The sequence below is a fragment of the Sinorhizobium americanum genome, from assembly GCF_001651855.1.
Taxonomy (GTDB): Bacteria; Pseudomonadota; Alphaproteobacteria; order Rhizobiales; family Rhizobiaceae; genus Sinorhizobium; species Sinorhizobium americanum.
Genome location: NZ_LNQC01000045.1, coordinates 173,563 through 188,743 on the forward strand (window position 1 = coordinate 173,563; position 15,181 = coordinate 188,743).

Genomic DNA, 15,181 nt, shown 5'->3' on the forward strand with positions numbered 1-15,181 from the left:
CGCTCGTCCGTCATGATTCCGAGCCATGGCCTTGCCGCAAATAACGGCGCGTGTCCACCGCGGTGTACCGGATTGAACGCGGATTTCCGTCAGTCTCCGAGGGAGAGGATGTCATGAGGAAGGTAGTTGCAGCGCTCGTCTTCGGCCTGGGACTTGGCTGGTTCCTTCCCACCGGAGCTCAGGAGCCGGCTCCGGGGCGGTTCAGCATGGAGAAATCGGAGACGGGATTCGCCCGCCTCGACACCGAGACCGGCGAGGTCACCCTCTGCCAGGAGAAGAACGGCGAGCTCGTCTGCCGCATGGCCGCCGACGAGCGCGCTGCCTTCGAGCGGGAACTCGACCTTCTGACGAAACGGGTCGAGGCCCTGGAAAAGGCTGTGCAGAGCGGGGCGGCAGCCGCGAAACCCGATCTTCCGACCGACGAAGAGATTGACCGGACCATGAGCATCATGGAAAGAATGATGCGCAAGTTCATGGATATCGTGAAGGAGCTTGAAGGTCGCGATACCACCGACGAAGGTGGACCGATCCCCGACAAGACCTGACCGTCCTGAACAATCACCGAATGGCGTGTGGAGGACGAAGCCAATCGGTGAAGGAAATATGCCGCATCCTGAATGCTGCACCGGGGCTCTTGGGAGGGAGCGTCATCATGCCCGACATGACCATCATCATTGCTGACGACCATCCGCTGTTCCGCGGCGCGATGCGCCAGGCGCTGAGCGGCATGACCGGCGCGCCCGCCGTCGTCGAGGCCGGTGATTTCGCCGCCGCCCGCAAGGCCGCGGCGGACTACCCCGATGCCGACCTGATGCTGTTGGACCTGACCATGCCGGGGGTGAGCGGCCTTTCCGGCCTGATCGCCCTGCGCGCTGAGTTCCCCAGCCTGCCGGTGATGATCGTCTCGGCCCATGACGATCCGGCGACCATTCACCGCGCCATCGATCTCGGAGCGGCGGGCTTCCTCTCGAAATCGGCCGGCATCGAGGAGATCCGCGACGGCATCGGCAAGGTCATGGCCGGTGAGATCTTCGTGCCGGCCGGCTACGACCGGAACCAGGAATACGAGCCGGAAATGGCCGACCTCCTGCATCGCCTGCAGACCTTGACGCCGCAGCAATCGCGTGTCTTGTCGATGCTCGCCGAGGGCCTGCTCAACAAGCAGATCGCCTACGAGCTCGGCGTCTCCGAGGCGACCATCAAGGCGCATGTCTCGGCGATCCTGCTGAAGCTCAATGTCGACAGCCGCACCCAGGCGGTCATTCAGCTCTCAAAACTCGGGAGCGTTGCGGCGGCTTAGCGATCCCGCTTGCGGCTTTGGCCCCTCATCCCGCTGCCGCGACCTTCTCCCGCAGGCGGGGAGAAGGGGCATGCCGCCACGTCTCGCTTCTCTCGCCGGCGCATTCGGGGGACCGGGAGCGAGCCGCGCGTCCCTTCGCCCCACGTGTGAGGAGACGGTGCCGGCAGGCGGTGAGGGGCAAGAATTGTGACCCAGCGGAACGACTGCTACTCCGCCGCCGCCCGTGCCGCTGCGGCAAGCTGCGTCAGCCAGGCGCGCAAGGCGGCAGGGCGCACCGGCTTGTGTTGCAGGGAGACGCTGTCGCGCTCGGCGGCGCCGCGGACTTCCGGGGTGCGGTCGGCGGTCACCATCAGTGCCGGAATGCTCTCCTTCCAGCGCGCGCGGATCGAAGCGATCGCCTCGATGCCGGTGCCATCGCCGAGGTGATAGTCGGCGACGATCGCGTCGGGCCGCAGCGGCAGGTCGTCCGGTCCCATCTTGTCGCAGGCGGCAACCGATTCCGCCGTCGTGACTGTGCAGCCCCAGCCGCCTAGCAGCAGCGCCATGCCCTCGAGGATCTTCGGTTCGTTGTCGATGCAGAGGACGGTGAGCCCGGTCAGCGCGTCGCTCGACTTCGGCGCGGTGACCGGCTGCGGCCTGATCCGCTCGGCGGCGCTGGTATCAAGCGGTACGGCAACCTTGAAACCGGTGCCCTTTCCCGGTTCCGATTGCAGGCTGACCGGATGGTTGAGCACCCGCGAGATGCGGTCGACGATCGAAAGCCCGAGGCCAAGGCCGGAGGCGGTGCGCGCGCCCTCATCGAGGCGCGCGAATTCCTTGAACACGGTGCGGAACTTCGACGCCGGGATGCCGATGCCGGAGTCAAGCACCTCGATCGTCGCCGTCTGCCTGTGCCGGCGCACGCCGACGAGCACCTTGCCCTCAAGCGTGTATTTGATGGCATTGGAGACGAGATTCTGGACGACGCGCCTCAAGAGGTTTGGGTCGCTGCGCACGACGAGCGAGGTCGGCATGACCGTGAACTCGATGTCCTTCGCCCGCGCCATCGGGGCGAAATCCGTCTCGATGCGCCGCAACAGATCATCGAGCGGCACGGTCTGCAGCCGTGGTTTCATCGCGCCGGTATCGAGCCGGGAAATGTCGAGCACGGCACCGAGAATCGCCTCCACCGATTCGAGTGAAGAATCGATGTTCTGGACAAGCGCCCTGTTGTCGGAATCTCCAAGCCGCTCGACGAGCGAGGAGGAGTAGAGGCGCGCCGCGTTCAGGGGCTGCAGGATGTCGTGGCCGGCGGCGGCGAAGAAGCGGGTCTTGCCGATATTGGCGTCTTCGGCGGCGGCGCGCGCCTCGCCAAGTTCTTTGTTGACCCGCGTCAACTCGCTCGTCCGCTCGGCGACGCGCAGTTCCAGCGTTTCGTTCGCCTGCTTGAGCGCCATGTCGGCGGCGACCCGCGGGGTGATGTCGGTATAGGTGGTGACGATGCCCTTGTCGGGCATGGCGTTTGTCCGGACCTCGACGATGCGGGCGCCGTTGCCGAGTTCCAGCAGGAACGGCTTGTCGAGCGTCAGGAAGTTGGCGACCAGCGTCTTTTCATAGTCTTTGCGGATGTCGCCGCGGCGCGCCAGGATCGCCACGATGTCGGCAAGCGGGAAGCCGACCTGGCCGGCCGCCTCGGGCAGATCGAGCAGTTCCCGGAAACGGCGGTTCCAGATGATCAGGTTGCTGGCATTGTCGAAGACGGCGATGCCCTGGTCCATCTGCGAGAGCGCCGTCTGCAGCATGTCCTGGTTATGCTGCAGGGCCTCGCTCGCCTGGTCGAGCAGCCAGGCGGTGTCCGAAGAGGTGTCGTCCATTCGCTGCAGCACCAGCGAAAACACCAGCCGGGCCGAGGAGGAACCGATGGCGCTGCCGAGCAATTGCTCGGAAAAATGGACGAGGGCCATGTCGGCGGAGGCGTTTTCGTCGAGCCAGCGGCCGGATTGCTGCTCATAAGTGTGGAACGAGCGCTGCATGCGCTCCTCGCCCATGTAGCGGGCGATCGTAGTCTTGAGGTCGCGTACCGTCACCTTCGTCTTGCGGCCGCGGAAGGCCCGTTCCGTGCGCGAGCGGCGGGTGATGAAAACGCCGGCCTGGAAGCGCTCGAGCGGCTTTGGCGCCCGCGTCAGCGAGCCGAGCACATAGGTGCTGACGTTGACCAGCATGCTGAGGGCCGACGCATTGACGAGTGGATCGGACTGCGGCCCCGAAAACAGATCGGTGAACGGCAGGAGGAAGCTCAGGATCGTCGAGGCCACGTGAGAATTGTCGGGCCCGCCGAGGCTCGGGAGGAACAGTACATAAGCCCAGACGAGGAAGCCGCTGACCATTCCGGCGATCGCGCCGCGGGCGTTTGCCTGCCGCCAGACGAGACCTCCGATGAGTGCCGGCGCCATCTGCGAGATCGCGGCGAAGGAGAGCAGCCCCAGCGAGGCGAGGCCGGAGCTCATGTCTGCCGAGCGATAGTAGCCGTAGCCGAGCAGCAGGACGACAAAGATTGCCGTGCGGCGGATGTTGAGCAGCGTCCCGGCCACGCTTTCCTGTAGCGCACCGCGGGTGCCGAGCCGCTGGCGCAGAAAGACCGGCATGACGATGTCGTTTGAGATCATGATCGACAGCGCCACCGAGGCGACGATGACCATCGCGGTTGCGGCGGAAAAGCCGCCGATGAAGGTGAGGAGCGTGATCAACGGCACGTCGCTGGCGAGCGGCAGGGCCAGGAGGTAGAGGTCGGCGTCGCCGGAGCCGGAGAAGGTCAGGATGCCGGCAATGGCGATCGGCAGGACGAAGAGGTTGATGGCGATCAGATAGAGCGGAAATAGCACCCCGGCGGTGCGCAGCTCGTTCTCGGTGCGGTTTTCGACGACGGTGACGTGGAATTGCCGCGGCAGCATGATGATGCCGAAGGCGGAGAGCACGATCAGCAGGATCCAGCGGGCGGCCGGCGTCTGGTATTCGAGGGCGGAAAGGACGGCGGGGCTTTGCCGGGCCGCCTCCAACAGGTTTGCCGGCCCGTCGAAGAGGACGAAGACGATGTAGAAGCCCGCCGTCAGCATGGCGACGAGCTTGACGACCGATTCCATCGCGATCGCCAGGATCAGCCCGTCCTGGTGCTCGGTCGCATCCGTGTGGCGGGTGCCGAAGACGATCGCGAAGCAGGCGAGGAAGAGGGTGACGAGCAGCGGCAGGTCGATGAAGTTTTCGCCCGCGCCGATGCCGTAGTCGCTGGTGTCGATCATCGCGGCGACGGAGCTCGATACCGCCTTCAGCTGAAGGGCGATGTAGGGAATGGCGCCGACCAGCGAGATCAGCGCGACGATCGCCGCCACCGCCGGGTTCTTGCCGTAGCGCGCCGCCACGAAGTCGGCGACCGAGGTCAGTTTCTCGGTCTTGGCGAGCCGCACGATCCTGCGGATCAGCGGCATGCCGAGCGTGAACATCAGGATCGGCCCGATATAGATGCCGGTGAATTCGAGCCCCTGCTCGGCAGCGAGCCCGACGCCGCCGAAATAGGTCCAGGAGGTGCAGTAGATCGCCAGGCTCAGCGCATAGACCAGCGGCCTGCCCTTGCTCGCAATCCTGCTTCTGCTGGCCCGCCGGTCGCCGTAGCTTGCGACCGCGAAGAGCAGCAGCAGATAGGCGAAGGCCGAGGCGAAAATGACCGAACCCGAAAGCATGCCTCACTCCTCGACGGGCAGCATAGGGCAAGTCCATCCCATTGAGAATTGGCTGCTTTATGCATCTTAAGTCCAAGACGGGACAGCACTGCCGCCCTTGCCGCGCCGGCCGACATGGTCCTGCGGATCGCCTTGGTCACCAAGCCCGGTTTCCTCGAACCCGGCTTTGGTCTAGTTTCCTACCAGCGGTTGCCGCCCGGGACAGGCGTCCGCCGATCGTTCCACCACGGGGATTTCACGGAGAGACGTATGCTGAACGAATTCAAAGAGTTTATCGCCCGCGGCAATGTGATGGACCTGGCGGTCGGCGTGATCATCGGCGCAGCCTTCACCAAGATCGTTACCTCGGTCGTCGACGACCTCGTTATGCCGGTCGTCGGCGCGATTACCGGCGGGGGCTTCGATTTCTCCAACTATTTCCTGCCGCTCTCTGCAAATGTCACAGCACCGACGCTTGCCGCGGCCCGCCAGCAGGGCGCCGTCTTCGCCTACGGCAGCTTCGTCACCGTGCTCATCAACTTCCTGATCCTTGCCTGGATCATCTTCCTGTTGGTCAAGGGGGTGAACCGCATCCGCGCCTCCGTGGAACGGGAGAAGGCACCGGAGCCGGCTGCACCGCCGCCTGAGGATGTCCGGCTGCTGTCGGAAATACGGGATATCTTGAAGCAGCGCGCCTGACGGCAGCGAAATCATCACAGAAATCGATAAGTTCGTCAGAGAAAATCGTGTGATCACGGGTGCGAAAACGTCTAGAAGCGGCGGGCAATTCAGGAGGCCGCCGCCGATGACGACCATGACCAGCCTTAGTCCCCGCGCTCTTGCGGCGCCCGAAAGCGGCATCGTCGAAGTGGTGAACTATGCCCGTGGTCGCGACGGCCTGATTCCGCTCTGGGTCGGCGAGGGCGATCTTCCGACGCCGGACTTCATCAGCCGGGCAGCGGCCGACGCGCTGGTGGCCGGCCAGACCTTCTATACGTGGCAACGCGGCATCCCGCCGCTGCGCGAGGCGTTGGTGCGCTATTATCAGCGCCGCTTCCAGAAGACGCTCGCGCCGGAGAATTTCTACGTCACCGGATCCGGCATGCAGGCGATCAAGCTTGCGATCGAGGCGATCGCCGCGCCCGGCGACGAGATGGTGCTCCTGACCCCCGCCTGGCCAAATTTCGCGGCCGCCGCGGAACTCTCCGGCGTTCGGCCGGTCTCGGTGCCGCTGCGCTTCGAGAACGGCAAATGGCAGCTCGACCTCGACAGACTCGAGGCGGCGATCGGCGAGAAGACGCGGGCGCTGTTCATCAATACGCCGTCCAATCCGACCGGATGGACGGCATCGCCCGACGATCTCAGGGCCATCCTGGCGCTGGCGCGCAGGCATGGCGTCTGGATCATCGCCGACGAGATCTACGCTCTCTACTACTATCTCGGCGGACGCGCACCGTCGTTCCTCGACATCATGGAAGCGGACGACTGCATCCTGTTCGTCAATTCGTTCTCCAAGAACTGGGCGATGACCGGCTGGCGGGTCGGCTGGATCGTCGCACCGCCGGCGATGGGCCAGGTGCTCGAGAACCTGATCCAGTATTCGACCTCCGGGGTCGCGCAATTCATGCAGCGCGGTGCCGTCGCCGCCCTGGACGAAGGCGATGGTTTCGTCGACGACAACGTCATCAAGGCCCGACGCAACCGCGACCTGCTCTGCGATACGCTGATTGCTACAAATCGCGTCGAAACCCTGAAGCCCGACGGGGCGCTTTACGCCTTCCTGAAGATCGACGGTGTGACGAATGCGCGCCAGGCGGCCCTCGACATCGTCGACAAGACCGGCGTCGGGCTGGCTCCGGGAACGGCTTTCGGCGAGGGCGGGTCGCTGTTCATGCGCGCCTGCTTCCTGCGTGACCCGGCCCAGATCGCAGAGGCCGCGGACCGTCTGCGCACCTATATCCTCGACCGCTGATCCAGGATTGCGTCCGTTGCGGGTCGGTCGATAAAATTCGAATGAATGCCGTGGCGGGCGCTTAACCACCGCCGCAGGAATAGCCGGTGAAGAGCGGCCCCGGCGCCCCGATTTACCAATTCCGTAAGCATCGCCCGTCTTTCCTGTTCCCGGGTTCAATCGGGGGTGGAAGGCAGCCATGGCGATATTGGTGACAGGCGGAGCGGGCTATATCGGCAGCCACATGGTTTGGTCGCTGCTCGACGCGGGAGAGACCGTCATCGTGCTCGACAGCCTGACGACCGGCTTCCGCTGGGCAGTGGCGCCGGAGGCGCGCTTCTATTTCGGCGATGTCGGCGATCGGGCGGTGCTGGCGCGGATCTTTGCCGAGAACGAGATCGACGCAGTCGTCCATTTTGCCGGCTCGGCCGTCGTGCCGGAATCGGTTGCCAAACCGCTCGCCTATTACGAGAACAACACGGCAAAGACGCGGACGCTGATTGGCGCGACGATAGAGGCCGGCGTGCGCCGCTTCGTCTTCTCCTCGACGGCCGCCGTCTACGGCACGCAGGAGACGCCGGATCCGGTCAAGGAAACGGCGGCCCTGCGTCCGGAAAGCCCCTATGGCCGTTCCAAGCTGATGTCGGAAATCATGCTCGAGGACGCGGCGGCGGCGCATGACTTCAGCTACGTGGCGCTTCGCTACTTCAATGTGGCCGGCGCCGATCCGCTGGGGCGTGCGGGGCAGTCGACCTTCGGCGCCACCCATCTCATCAAGGTTGCATGCGAAGCCGCCCTCGGCAGGCGCCGCAAGGTCGATGTCTTCGGCACCGACTATCCGACGGCGGACGGCACCGGCATTCGCGACTATATCCATGTCAGCGACCTGGTTGCCGCGCATCGGAAAGCGCTTGATTATCTGAGGTCCGGCGGCGAGCCGCTCGTCAGCAATTGCGGCTATGGAGAAGGCTTTTCCGTGCTGCAGGTCCTCGACACGGTACGGCACGTCTCCGGCCGCGACTTCCGCATCGATTACGCACCGCGTCGCCCGGGCGACGCGGCCCAGGTCGTCGCCGATCCGACCGTTGCGCGGCTGAAGCTCGATTGGGTCCCGACCCATGCGAGCCTCGAACATATCGTACAGAGCGCCTTCGACTGGGAAGGCTATCTCAGCCGCAAGAACAGTTTCGACGATGGCCGCGGCGACGACGGACGCCTTGTCGCCAACGGCTGAAGGAGAGGCTATGCCTCGTCTTCGCCGAGGAGCTTGCGCTCATGCGCGATCGCATGATCGATCAGCTGCGTCCACAAGCCCTCATAGAAGCCGGGCTCGAGGCCGAATTCGGTCGCGTGCCTGCGGGCATTCTCCCTGACCTCTGCAACGCGCGCCGGAATGTCAGCCTTCAGGTTCAGCGCACGCTTGATCTCGGCAGCCCGGTCGATATAGCCCCAGCGTTCGGCAAAGAGCGCCATCAAAGCGTGGTCGAGCCGATCGATTTCAGCGCGTACATCCGCCATTGTCGTGCATTCTGCGGGGGTCTTCGGCATGTCCGGCTCCTGCCGGGGCAGATCGCCCCGTTTCATCGCGCCGAACTGCTAGCAAAGCGGATGCCGGCTGAGAAGGGGAAAAACCGCCGCAGCGCCGGTGGCGAGTTGCCCGGCCGCTGCTTGGTCACCTCGGCAGGCGATCGCTGAGGAGTAGGGTGCGGTCCTGTCTCCGTCGGCGATTGCCTGCCGATGTGTAGGCAGACGGTAGGCCCACAAGCTTGAGCGGGGCTTTCCCTAAAGCATTTTGCAGTCAGGTGGAAACACCTGACGTTGCACAAATGCGGCTAAAACAAATAGATAGAGCGGCGGCGCGCACGTGTGTGAGCCATTTCGCTCTAGCTGCCGAGCGCAAGCTTGATTGCGAGTCCGGCCACGCTCACGGCGGCGACGCCGGCGAGCCAGAGCCCGACGAACCACAGAAGCCTGCGCCCTAGCGCGCTCATCAGTGATAGCCCTCTTCCGGATCGACCTTGCCGCGGAAGACCCAGTAGGAATAGGCGGTATAGGCGAGGATGATCGGCACCAGCACGAGCGCTCCGACGAGCAGGAAAGCGAGGCTGTCGTTCGGCGCCGCGGCGTCCCAGATGGTGAGCGACGGCGGCACCATATAGGGATAGAAGCTGATGCCGATGCCGATATAGCCGAGCAGGAAGAGGCCGAGGGCGGCGATGAAGGGCTGGCGGTCGTGGCGCAGCTGGATGCCCTTGAGCAGCAGGTAGAGACAGCCGAGGACGAGCAGCGGCACGATGACACTGAAGATCGCCGTCGGCCAGCCGAACCAGCGCTGCAGATAGACCGGTTCGAGAAACGGCGTCCAGAGGCTGACGATTCCCATAGCCGCGACGGTGGCGAAGGCGCATTTTAGGGCTAGCGCGCGGGCCCGCTCAGCAAGATCGCCGCGCGTCTTCATGATCAGCCAGGTCGCGCCGAGCAGCGCGTAGCCGACGACGATCGCAGCGCCGGTGACGATCGAGAACGGCGTCAGCCAGTCCCACCAGCCGCCGGCATAGGCCCGGTCCTCGACCGGAATCCCCTGGACGAGCGCGCCGAGCGCCAGCCCCTGGGAAAAGGCCGCGAGCGTTGAGCCGCCGGCAAAGGCCCAGTTCCACAAAAACTCCCCGCGCCGCGTGCGCCAGCGATATTCGAAGGCGACGCCGCGGAAGATGAGGCCGAGAAGCATGGCGATGATTGGCGCATAGAGCGCCGGCAGGACGGTGGCATAGGCGAGCGGGAAGACGGCCATCAGGCCGCCGCCGCCGAGCACCAGCCAAGTCTCGTTGCCGTCCCATACCGGTGCGACGGAATTCATCATCACGTCGCGATCGTGCTTCTCCGGGAAGAACGGAAAGAGAATGCCGACGCCGAGATCGAAGCCGTCGAGCACCACATAGGCGAGCACCGCGAAGGCAATAAGTGCGGCCCAGATGAACGGCAGGTCAATGGCCATGAGGGCCTCCATGGGGCTTGGACGCTGCCGGGCCAGGGGTGACTCCGGCCGTGCGCAGCGGCCCCTCGTCGAGTTCCGGCATGGTGTCGCGCGGGAGCCGAGCCATCAGCCGCAGGATGTAGAATGTACCGGCGCCGAAGACGAGGAAGTAGACGATGATGAAGGCGACGAGCGACGCGCCGACGGCCGGCGCCTCGATGGGTGAGACCGAATCGGCCGTCAGCAGATGGCCATAGACCGTATAGGGCTGCCGCCCGACCTCGGTGGTGATCCAGCCGGCAAGCACCGCGACGAACCCCGCCGGACCCATTGCCACCGCCATGCGATGCAGCCAGGCATTGGTGGCGAGTGTGCCGCGGTAGCGACACCAGAGCGACCAAAGGCCGATGCCGAGCATGGTCAAGCCCATGCCGACCATCACGCGGAACGACCAGAAGATGATGCCGACGGGCGGGTGGAGTTCCTCGGGAAACGAGTCGAGACCGGCGACCGGCGCATCGAGATCGTGCTTCAGAATGAGGCTCCCGAGTTTTGGCACCTCGAGCGCGTAGTCGATGCGTTTTTCCGCTGAATTGGGGATGCCGAAGACGATCAGCGGCGCCCCGTTCTCATGGCTTTCAAAATGCCCCTCCATCGCCATGATCTTGGCCGGTTGATGCTCGAGCGTGTTGAGGCCGTGCAGGTCGCCGGCAAAGATCTGGATAGGCGCAACGATCGCTGCCATCCACATCGCCATCGAGAACATCTTGCGGGCGCGACGTGGGGCGGTGTTGCGCAGCAGGTGCCAGGCTCCGCAGGCGCCGACGACGAAGGCGGTGGTCAGATAGGCGGCGAGCACCATATGCACGAGCCGGTACGGGAAGGACGGGGTGAAGATAATTGCCCACCAGTCCACTGGAATGAATTGGCCGGCTTCGTTCATTGCAAAGCCCGCCGGGGTCTGCATCCAGGAGTTCGCGGACAAGATCCAGGTGGCCGAGATCAGCGTACCGAGCGCGACCATGGCGGTTGCGAAAAAATGCAGTCTTGGACCGACCCGGTTCAAGCCGAACAGCATTATGCCCAGGAAGCCTGCCTCGAGGAAGAAAGCCGTCAGTACCTCGTAGCCCATCAGCGGCCCGATGATCGGGCCTGCCTTATCCGAAAACACGCTCCAGTTGGTGCCGAACTGATAGGACATGACGATGCCCGAGACGACGCCCATGCCGAAGGCGACGGCGAAGATCGTCTTCCAGAAGTTGAAGAGCTCGAGGTAGACCTCGTCCCTTTTCCAAAGCCACAACGCCTCGAGAACCGCGAGATAGCTCGCGAGTCCTATGGAAAAGGCGGGAAAGATGATGTGAAACGAGACCGTGAAGGCGAACTGAATGCGCGCAAGCACTGTCGCATCGAAGGCTTCAAACACGGGCGCGATCCTCTCAGCCGGGCGGTCGGGGCGGACGCGTAAGGAGCCCTTGCATCCCGCACGATCATTCATTCGCTCATCGAGCGCCGGAGCCTCGACTTCATCGTGTGATTGAATTTGATGCAGAATTGCCAAAGGTCAATGACGGGCCGCCGGCCACGTTGTCACACTGCGGCAATGTTTCGCCTGTGGCATTTGGACCGTTTTTGCATGTCGTTGTCCCAAAACCGCTGCACACTTTTGGGCGACATGCACTAACTACGGTCGCGCCAGATAGGCCTCGGCGAGCTCGGTCCAGAACGCCGCGCCAACCGGCAGCAGATCGTCGTTGAAATTATAGCCCGGGTGGTGGAGCGGCTTCTCCTCGCCGGTCACCCGCGACCCCAGGAAGAAATAGGTCCCCGGCCTCTCCTTGAGCATGTAGGCGAAGTCCTCGCTGCCCATATAGGGCCGCGCCAGATCGACGACCTTGTCCGCCCCGGCGAAGCGGATCGCGAGGTCGCGGACGAAATCCGTCTCCGCCTTGTGATTGATCGTGGCGTCATAGCTACGCAAATAGTCGACGGTGGCTCGCATGCCGAAGCTCGCCGCCTGCGCCTCGGCAATCATTCGAATTCGGCGCTCCAGTTCGTCGCGAACGGCCGGATCGAAGGAGCGGATGCCGACGACGATTTCCGCTCGCTCGGGGATGATGTTGCTCGCCGAACCCGCGTGGAAGGCTCCGACGGTGACGACGGTTGGGTCCATCGGATGGATGTTGCGCGATACGATCGTCTGCAGCGCCATGACGATGCTGGCGCCGCAGACGATGGGGTCGGCTGTCTCCTGCGGTTCGGCGCCATGACCGCCGCGGCCGTGAACGGTGATCCGTGCCTCGTCGACGGCGGCCCCGATCGGACCCTCGCGCAATGCGAACTGTCCGAAGGGGAGATTCGGCTCGTTGTGAAGCGCGAACACGGCATCGCAGGGGAACCTCTCGAACAGACCCTCGTCGATCATGATCTTCGCACCGCCGAAATTCTCCTCGGCCGGCTGGAAGATAAGGTGGACGGTGCCGTCAAAATTCTTCCGCTCTGCAAGCGCCCGGGCGGCGCCGAGGAGCATCGCCGTGTGGCCGTCGTGGCCGCAGGCATGCATCAGCCCCGGCGTCTTGCTGGCATAGTTGAGGCCGGTTTCCTCAAGGATCGGCAAGGCGTCGATATCGGCGCGGATGCCGATCGAACGCGGGCTGCTGCCGTTCCTGAGCGTGCCGACGACGCCGGTTTTGGCGAGCCCTGTCGTCACCGTGTAGCCGAGCGCTTCGAGATGGCCGGCGATGAAGGCCGACGTGCGCCGTTCTTCCAGTCCGAGTTCCGGATGGGCGTGCAGGTCGCGGCGAATGGCGACGAGTTCCGGCAAGGCATTGCTGATCGCAGCGGAAATTTTCATGTCAGGCACCACTGGTAGGAATGCGATTCTCGAAATAGCGGAAGGCGACGACCAGGATGCCGGTCAGGCACATGTAGATGAGCGCAAGCAAGAGCAACGGCTCGTAGGTGAGATAGGTTTCCTGCCGCACCTTGGAGATCACCGCATAGACGTCGACCACGGTAATGGTGGCGACGAGCGGCGTCGATTTGAGTTGCAGCACGGTCTCGCCGTTGAGCGTCGGCAGCGCCCGGTGGACGGCGCGCGGCAGCCAGATGCGCCGGAACATCGTCCAGCGCCCCATGCCATAGGCGCGAGCCGCCTCCAATTCTCCCTGCGGCACGCCGGCAAAGGCGCCGCGCATCACTTCCCCCTCGTAAGCCGCGAAGGAGAGCGTCAGCGCCGCCACCCCATAGGGCCACGCTTCGCGCAGGTAGGGCCAGAGGAAGGAATGGCGGATCCAGGGGAACTGGGGAAAGAGCGAACCGAGGCCGTAATAGAGCAGCCAGAGCTGCAAGAGCAGCGGCGTTCCGCGGATGATGGTGCAGAAGAGACGGGCCGGGAGCTTGAGGAACCAGGGGCCGGTCACCTGGACGAGCCCGAGAGGGACGGCGAGCAGGAATCCCAGGATCGCGGTGCCGAACAGCATGGCCAGGCTGACGAGGATGCCGGAGCCGAGCCTCGGCAGGTAGCGCGGCAGCCAATCCCAACGCATGAAGACCGCGACAGCGACGACGAGGCCGGCGAAGAGGATCATGAGGACGATGCGATGCGGCTTGAGAAAGCTCTCTGCTGTGGGAAGGTCCTCGGGGACAAGCGCGAGTGCGTGGGTCGTTTCGTCGGTCATCGCTGCTCCGCGAAGCCGCGCCGGGCGTGCCGCTCGATGATGCCGATGAGAAGGTTAGAGACGAGCGTCAGGGCGAGATAGAGCGCCCCGGCCGCGCAGAAGAACAGCAAATAGGCCTTGGTGGTGCCGGCCGCCTGGCGGGTGACGAGCGTCAGTTCGCTGAAGCCGACGACGGCAAGCAGCGCCGTGTCCTTGGTGGCGATCAGCCAGAGATTGGCAAGCCCGGGTATGGCATAGGGCAGCATCGCGGGCAGCGTAATGCGCCGCAGAACCTTGGTCGGCGACATGCCGTAAGCGCGCGCCGCCTCGATCTGTCCTGGGAGCACCGCCTTGATGGCGCCGCGCAGCACTTCGGTCGAATAGGCGCCCTGCACGACGCCAATGACGAAGATGCCGGCCGCCAAGCCGCTGATATCGACTGTGCCAATCCCCATGGCGCCGAGGAACTGATTCAGGAGGTCGGTTCCGGCATAGTAGAGAAGCAGGATGAGGACCAGCTCGGGGACGGCCCTCACGATGGTCGTATAGCACTCGAGCAGGTCGCGCAGCACCGGGCCGCCATAGAGCTTGCCGAAGGCGCCGCCGACGCCGAGCAGCAAACCGAGCGCATAGCCGCCGACGGCGATTTCGACCGAGTGGAGGAAACCCTGCAGCAGAACGCCGCCCCAGCCTGGCGCCGCAAGCGCCAGCAGGCTCCAGTTGATGAGGGAATCCGCGGCCATCGCTACCTCGTGCGCCGAAAACCAAAGGCCGGCAGGTCATCGGACCGCCGGCCTGCTGCGGTCAGCCGCCGTAGATGTCGAAGTCGAAGTACTTCTTCGAGAACGTGTCGTAGGTGCCGTTCTCGCGGATCGCCTTGATCCCCGCGTTGATCTTGTCCTTGAGTTCGGTCTCGCCCTTGCGCAGCCCGACGCCGACGCCCGGTCCGAGCACGTCGATGTCCTGGGCGACTTCGCCCTTGTAGTCGCAGCATTCCTTGCCCTGGTCGCTCTTCAGGAAGGCGTCGAGAGCGATCGCATCGGCCTGCACGGCGTCGAGACGCCCGGCGGCAAGGTCCTGGTTAGCCTCGTCCTGCGTCTGGTACTCCTTGACCTCCACGTCGGCCGGGGCGAAATGCTTCGTCGCATAGGCCTGGTGCACGGTCGCCACCTGCACGCCGAGCGTCTTGCCGGCTAGCCCTTCCGGCGTCGGCTTGAAGTCCTCGCCCTTGGCGCCGATGATGCCTGTCGGCGTGTTGTAGTATTTGTCGGAGAAGTCGATCGTTTTAAGGCGTTCCGTGGTGATCGACATCGAGCCGACGATCATGTCGATCTTCTTCGACGTCAGCGCCGGGATGATGCCGTCCCAGGCGACGGGGGTGATCACGCAATCAAGCTTCGCCTCGGCGCACATCGCCTTCATGAACTCGACCTCCCAGCCTTCCCAGTTGCCGTTCGCGTCCGGCGAGGTGAAGGGCGGGTAGGGTTCGGCGGCAATGCCGACCTTGACCTGTTCGGCCGAAGCGGCAACGGCGCCGGCGATCGACAGGGCGGCGGCGACCGCCAGGAGCTTCAATGTCTTCTTCATGCTGTTCCCTTTTTTGGT

Annotated in this window: 13 protein-coding genes; 5 read left to right on the forward strand and 8 right to left on the reverse strand. The window is 64.4% G+C overall.

The window, feature by feature from the left end:
• Positions 1 to 113 precede the first annotated feature (113 nt).
• Positions 114 to 545 (forward strand): hypothetical protein, encoded by a 432-nt coding sequence (locus ATC00_RS09300; protein WP_037378388.1) that lies wholly within the window; start codon positions 114 to 116, stop codon positions 543 to 545.
• Positions 546 to 652: 107 nt separating this feature from the next.
• Positions 653 to 1,300, forward strand: a complete 648-nt coding sequence (locus ATC00_RS09305; RefSeq protein WP_037378390.1) for a response regulator transcription factor — start codon at positions 653 to 655, stop codon at positions 1,298 to 1,300.
• 206 nt (positions 1,301 to 1,506) lie between these two features.
• Here the strand turns inward: ATC00_RS09305 and ATC00_RS09310 are convergent, their stop codons facing one another.
• On the reverse strand, positions 1,507 to 5,013 hold the full coding sequence (locus ATC00_RS09310; protein WP_064252594.1) for a PAS domain-containing hybrid sensor histidine kinase/response regulator: 3,507 nt from the start codon (positions 5,011 to 5,013) through the stop codon (positions 1,507 to 1,509).
• Positions 5,014 to 5,262: 249 nt separating this feature from the next.
• Here ATC00_RS09310 and mscL point away from each other — a divergent pair, with 249 nt between their 5' ends.
• The 3 genes from mscL (at position 5,263) to galE (ending at position 8,177) form a co-directional block, all read left to right on the forward strand.
• Complete coding sequence (gene mscL, locus ATC00_RS09315; RefSeq protein WP_037378395.1) at positions 5,263 to 5,691, forward strand: large conductance mechanosensitive channel protein MscL; 429 nt, start codon at positions 5,263 to 5,265, stop codon at positions 5,689 to 5,691.
• A gap of 106 nt (positions 5,692 to 5,797) precedes the next feature.
• Positions 5,798 to 6,964 (forward strand): pyridoxal phosphate-dependent aminotransferase, encoded by a 1,167-nt coding sequence (locus tag ATC00_RS09320; RefSeq protein WP_037378397.1) that lies wholly within the window; start codon positions 5,798 to 5,800, stop codon positions 6,962 to 6,964.
• A 178-nt stretch (positions 6,965 to 7,142) separates the two neighbouring features.
• Entirely contained in the window at positions 7,143 to 8,177 is a 1,035-nt protein-coding gene (gene galE, locus ATC00_RS09325) for a UDP-glucose 4-epimerase GalE (protein WP_037378400.1), read from the forward strand.
• Positions 8,178 to 8,185: 8 nt separating this feature from the next.
• On the opposite strand, the gene ATC00_RS09330 is transcribed toward galE, so the two are convergent.
• The 7 genes from ATC00_RS09330 to ATC00_RS09360 all read right to left on the reverse strand — a co-directional run bounded on the left by ATC00_RS09330 (position 8,186) and on the right by ATC00_RS09360 (position 15,163).
• Positions 8,186 to 8,491: a chorismate mutase family protein gene (locus tag ATC00_RS09330; protein WP_064252595.1), complete on the reverse strand. Its 306-nt coding sequence runs from the start codon at positions 8,489 to 8,491 to the stop codon at positions 8,186 to 8,188.
• Between the two features lie 442 nt (positions 8,492 to 8,933).
• A complete protein-coding gene (gene cydB, locus ATC00_RS09335) occupies positions 8,934 to 9,938 on the reverse strand; it encodes a cytochrome d ubiquinol oxidase subunit II (protein ID WP_037378407.1) in 1,005 nt (334 codons plus the stop codon).
• Positions 9,928 to 11,343, reverse strand: a complete 1,416-nt coding sequence (locus ATC00_RS09340) for a cytochrome ubiquinol oxidase subunit I (RefSeq protein ID WP_037378824.1) — start codon at positions 11,341 to 11,343, stop codon at positions 9,928 to 9,930. The genes cydB and ATC00_RS09340 overlap by 11 nt, the downstream gene beginning before the upstream one ends.
• A 258-nt stretch (positions 11,344 to 11,601) precedes the next feature.
• Positions 11,602 to 12,771 carry a M20 aminoacylase family protein gene (locus ATC00_RS09345; RefSeq protein WP_037378411.1) on the reverse strand — a complete coding sequence of 390 codons (1,170 nt, stop codon included), beginning with the start codon at positions 12,769 to 12,771 and terminating at the stop codon, positions 11,602 to 11,604.
• A gap of 1 nt (position 12,772) precedes the next feature.
• Positions 12,773 to 13,597 carry an ABC transporter permease gene (locus ATC00_RS09350; RefSeq protein ID WP_037378414.1) on the reverse strand — a complete coding sequence of 275 codons (825 nt, stop codon included), beginning with the start codon at positions 13,595 to 13,597 and terminating at the stop codon, positions 12,773 to 12,775.
• Positions 13,594 to 14,319 carry an ABC transporter permease gene (locus ATC00_RS09355; protein WP_064252596.1) on the reverse strand — a complete coding sequence of 242 codons (726 nt, stop codon included), beginning with the start codon at positions 14,317 to 14,319 and terminating at the stop codon, positions 13,594 to 13,596. Before ATC00_RS09355 ends, ATC00_RS09350 begins: the two co-directional genes overlap by 4 nt.
• 61 nt (positions 14,320 to 14,380) lie before the next feature.
• Positions 14,381 to 15,163, reverse strand: coding sequence for a transporter substrate-binding domain-containing protein (locus tag ATC00_RS09360; RefSeq protein WP_064252597.1), 783 nt, complete (start codon positions 15,161 to 15,163; stop codon positions 14,381 to 14,383).
• Between the last annotated feature and the right edge of the window lie 18 nt (positions 15,164 to 15,181).

Excerpts from the sequence above, each read along its gene's own strand:
- ATC00_RS09300 (WP_037378388.1), top strand. The coding sequence starts at position 114 with ATGAGGAAGGTAGTTGCAGCGCTCGTCTTCGGCCTGGGACTTGGCTGG.
- ATC00_RS09305 (WP_037378390.1), top strand. The coding sequence starts at position 653 with ATGCCCGACATGACCATCATCATTGCTGACGACCATCCGCTGTTCCGC.
- ATC00_RS09310 (WP_064252594.1), bottom strand. The coding sequence starts at position 5,013 with ATGCTTTCGGGTTCGGTCATTTTCGCCTCGGCCTTCGCCTATCTGCTG.
- mscL (WP_037378395.1), top strand. The coding sequence starts at position 5,263 with ATGCTGAACGAATTCAAAGAGTTTATCGCCCGCGGCAATGTGATGGAC.
- ATC00_RS09320 (WP_037378397.1), top strand. The coding sequence starts at position 5,798 with ATGACGACCATGACCAGCCTTAGTCCCCGCGCTCTTGCGGCGCCCGAA.
- galE (WP_037378400.1), top strand. The coding sequence starts at position 7,143 with ATGGCGATATTGGTGACAGGCGGAGCGGGCTATATCGGCAGCCACATG.
- ATC00_RS09330 (WP_064252595.1), bottom strand. The coding sequence starts at position 8,491 with ATGCCGAAGACCCCCGCAGAATGCACGACAATGGCGGATGTACGCGCT.
- cydB (WP_037378407.1), bottom strand. The coding sequence starts at position 9,938 with ATGGCCATTGACCTGCCGTTCATCTGGGCCGCACTTATTGCCTTCGCG.
- ATC00_RS09345 (WP_037378411.1), bottom strand. The coding sequence starts at position 12,771 with ATGAAAATTTCCGCTGCGATCAGCAATGCCTTGCCGGAACTCGTCGCC.
- ATC00_RS09350 (WP_037378414.1), bottom strand. The coding sequence starts at position 13,597 with ATGACCGACGAAACGACCCACGCACTCGCGCTTGTCCCCGAGGACCTT.
- ATC00_RS09355 (WP_064252596.1), bottom strand. The coding sequence starts at position 14,319 with ATGGCCGCGGATTCCCTCATCAACTGGAGCCTGCTGGCGCTTGCGGCG.
- ATC00_RS09360 (WP_064252597.1), bottom strand. The coding sequence starts at position 15,163 with ATGAAGAAGACATTGAAGCTCCTGGCGGTCGCCGCCGCCCTGTCGATC.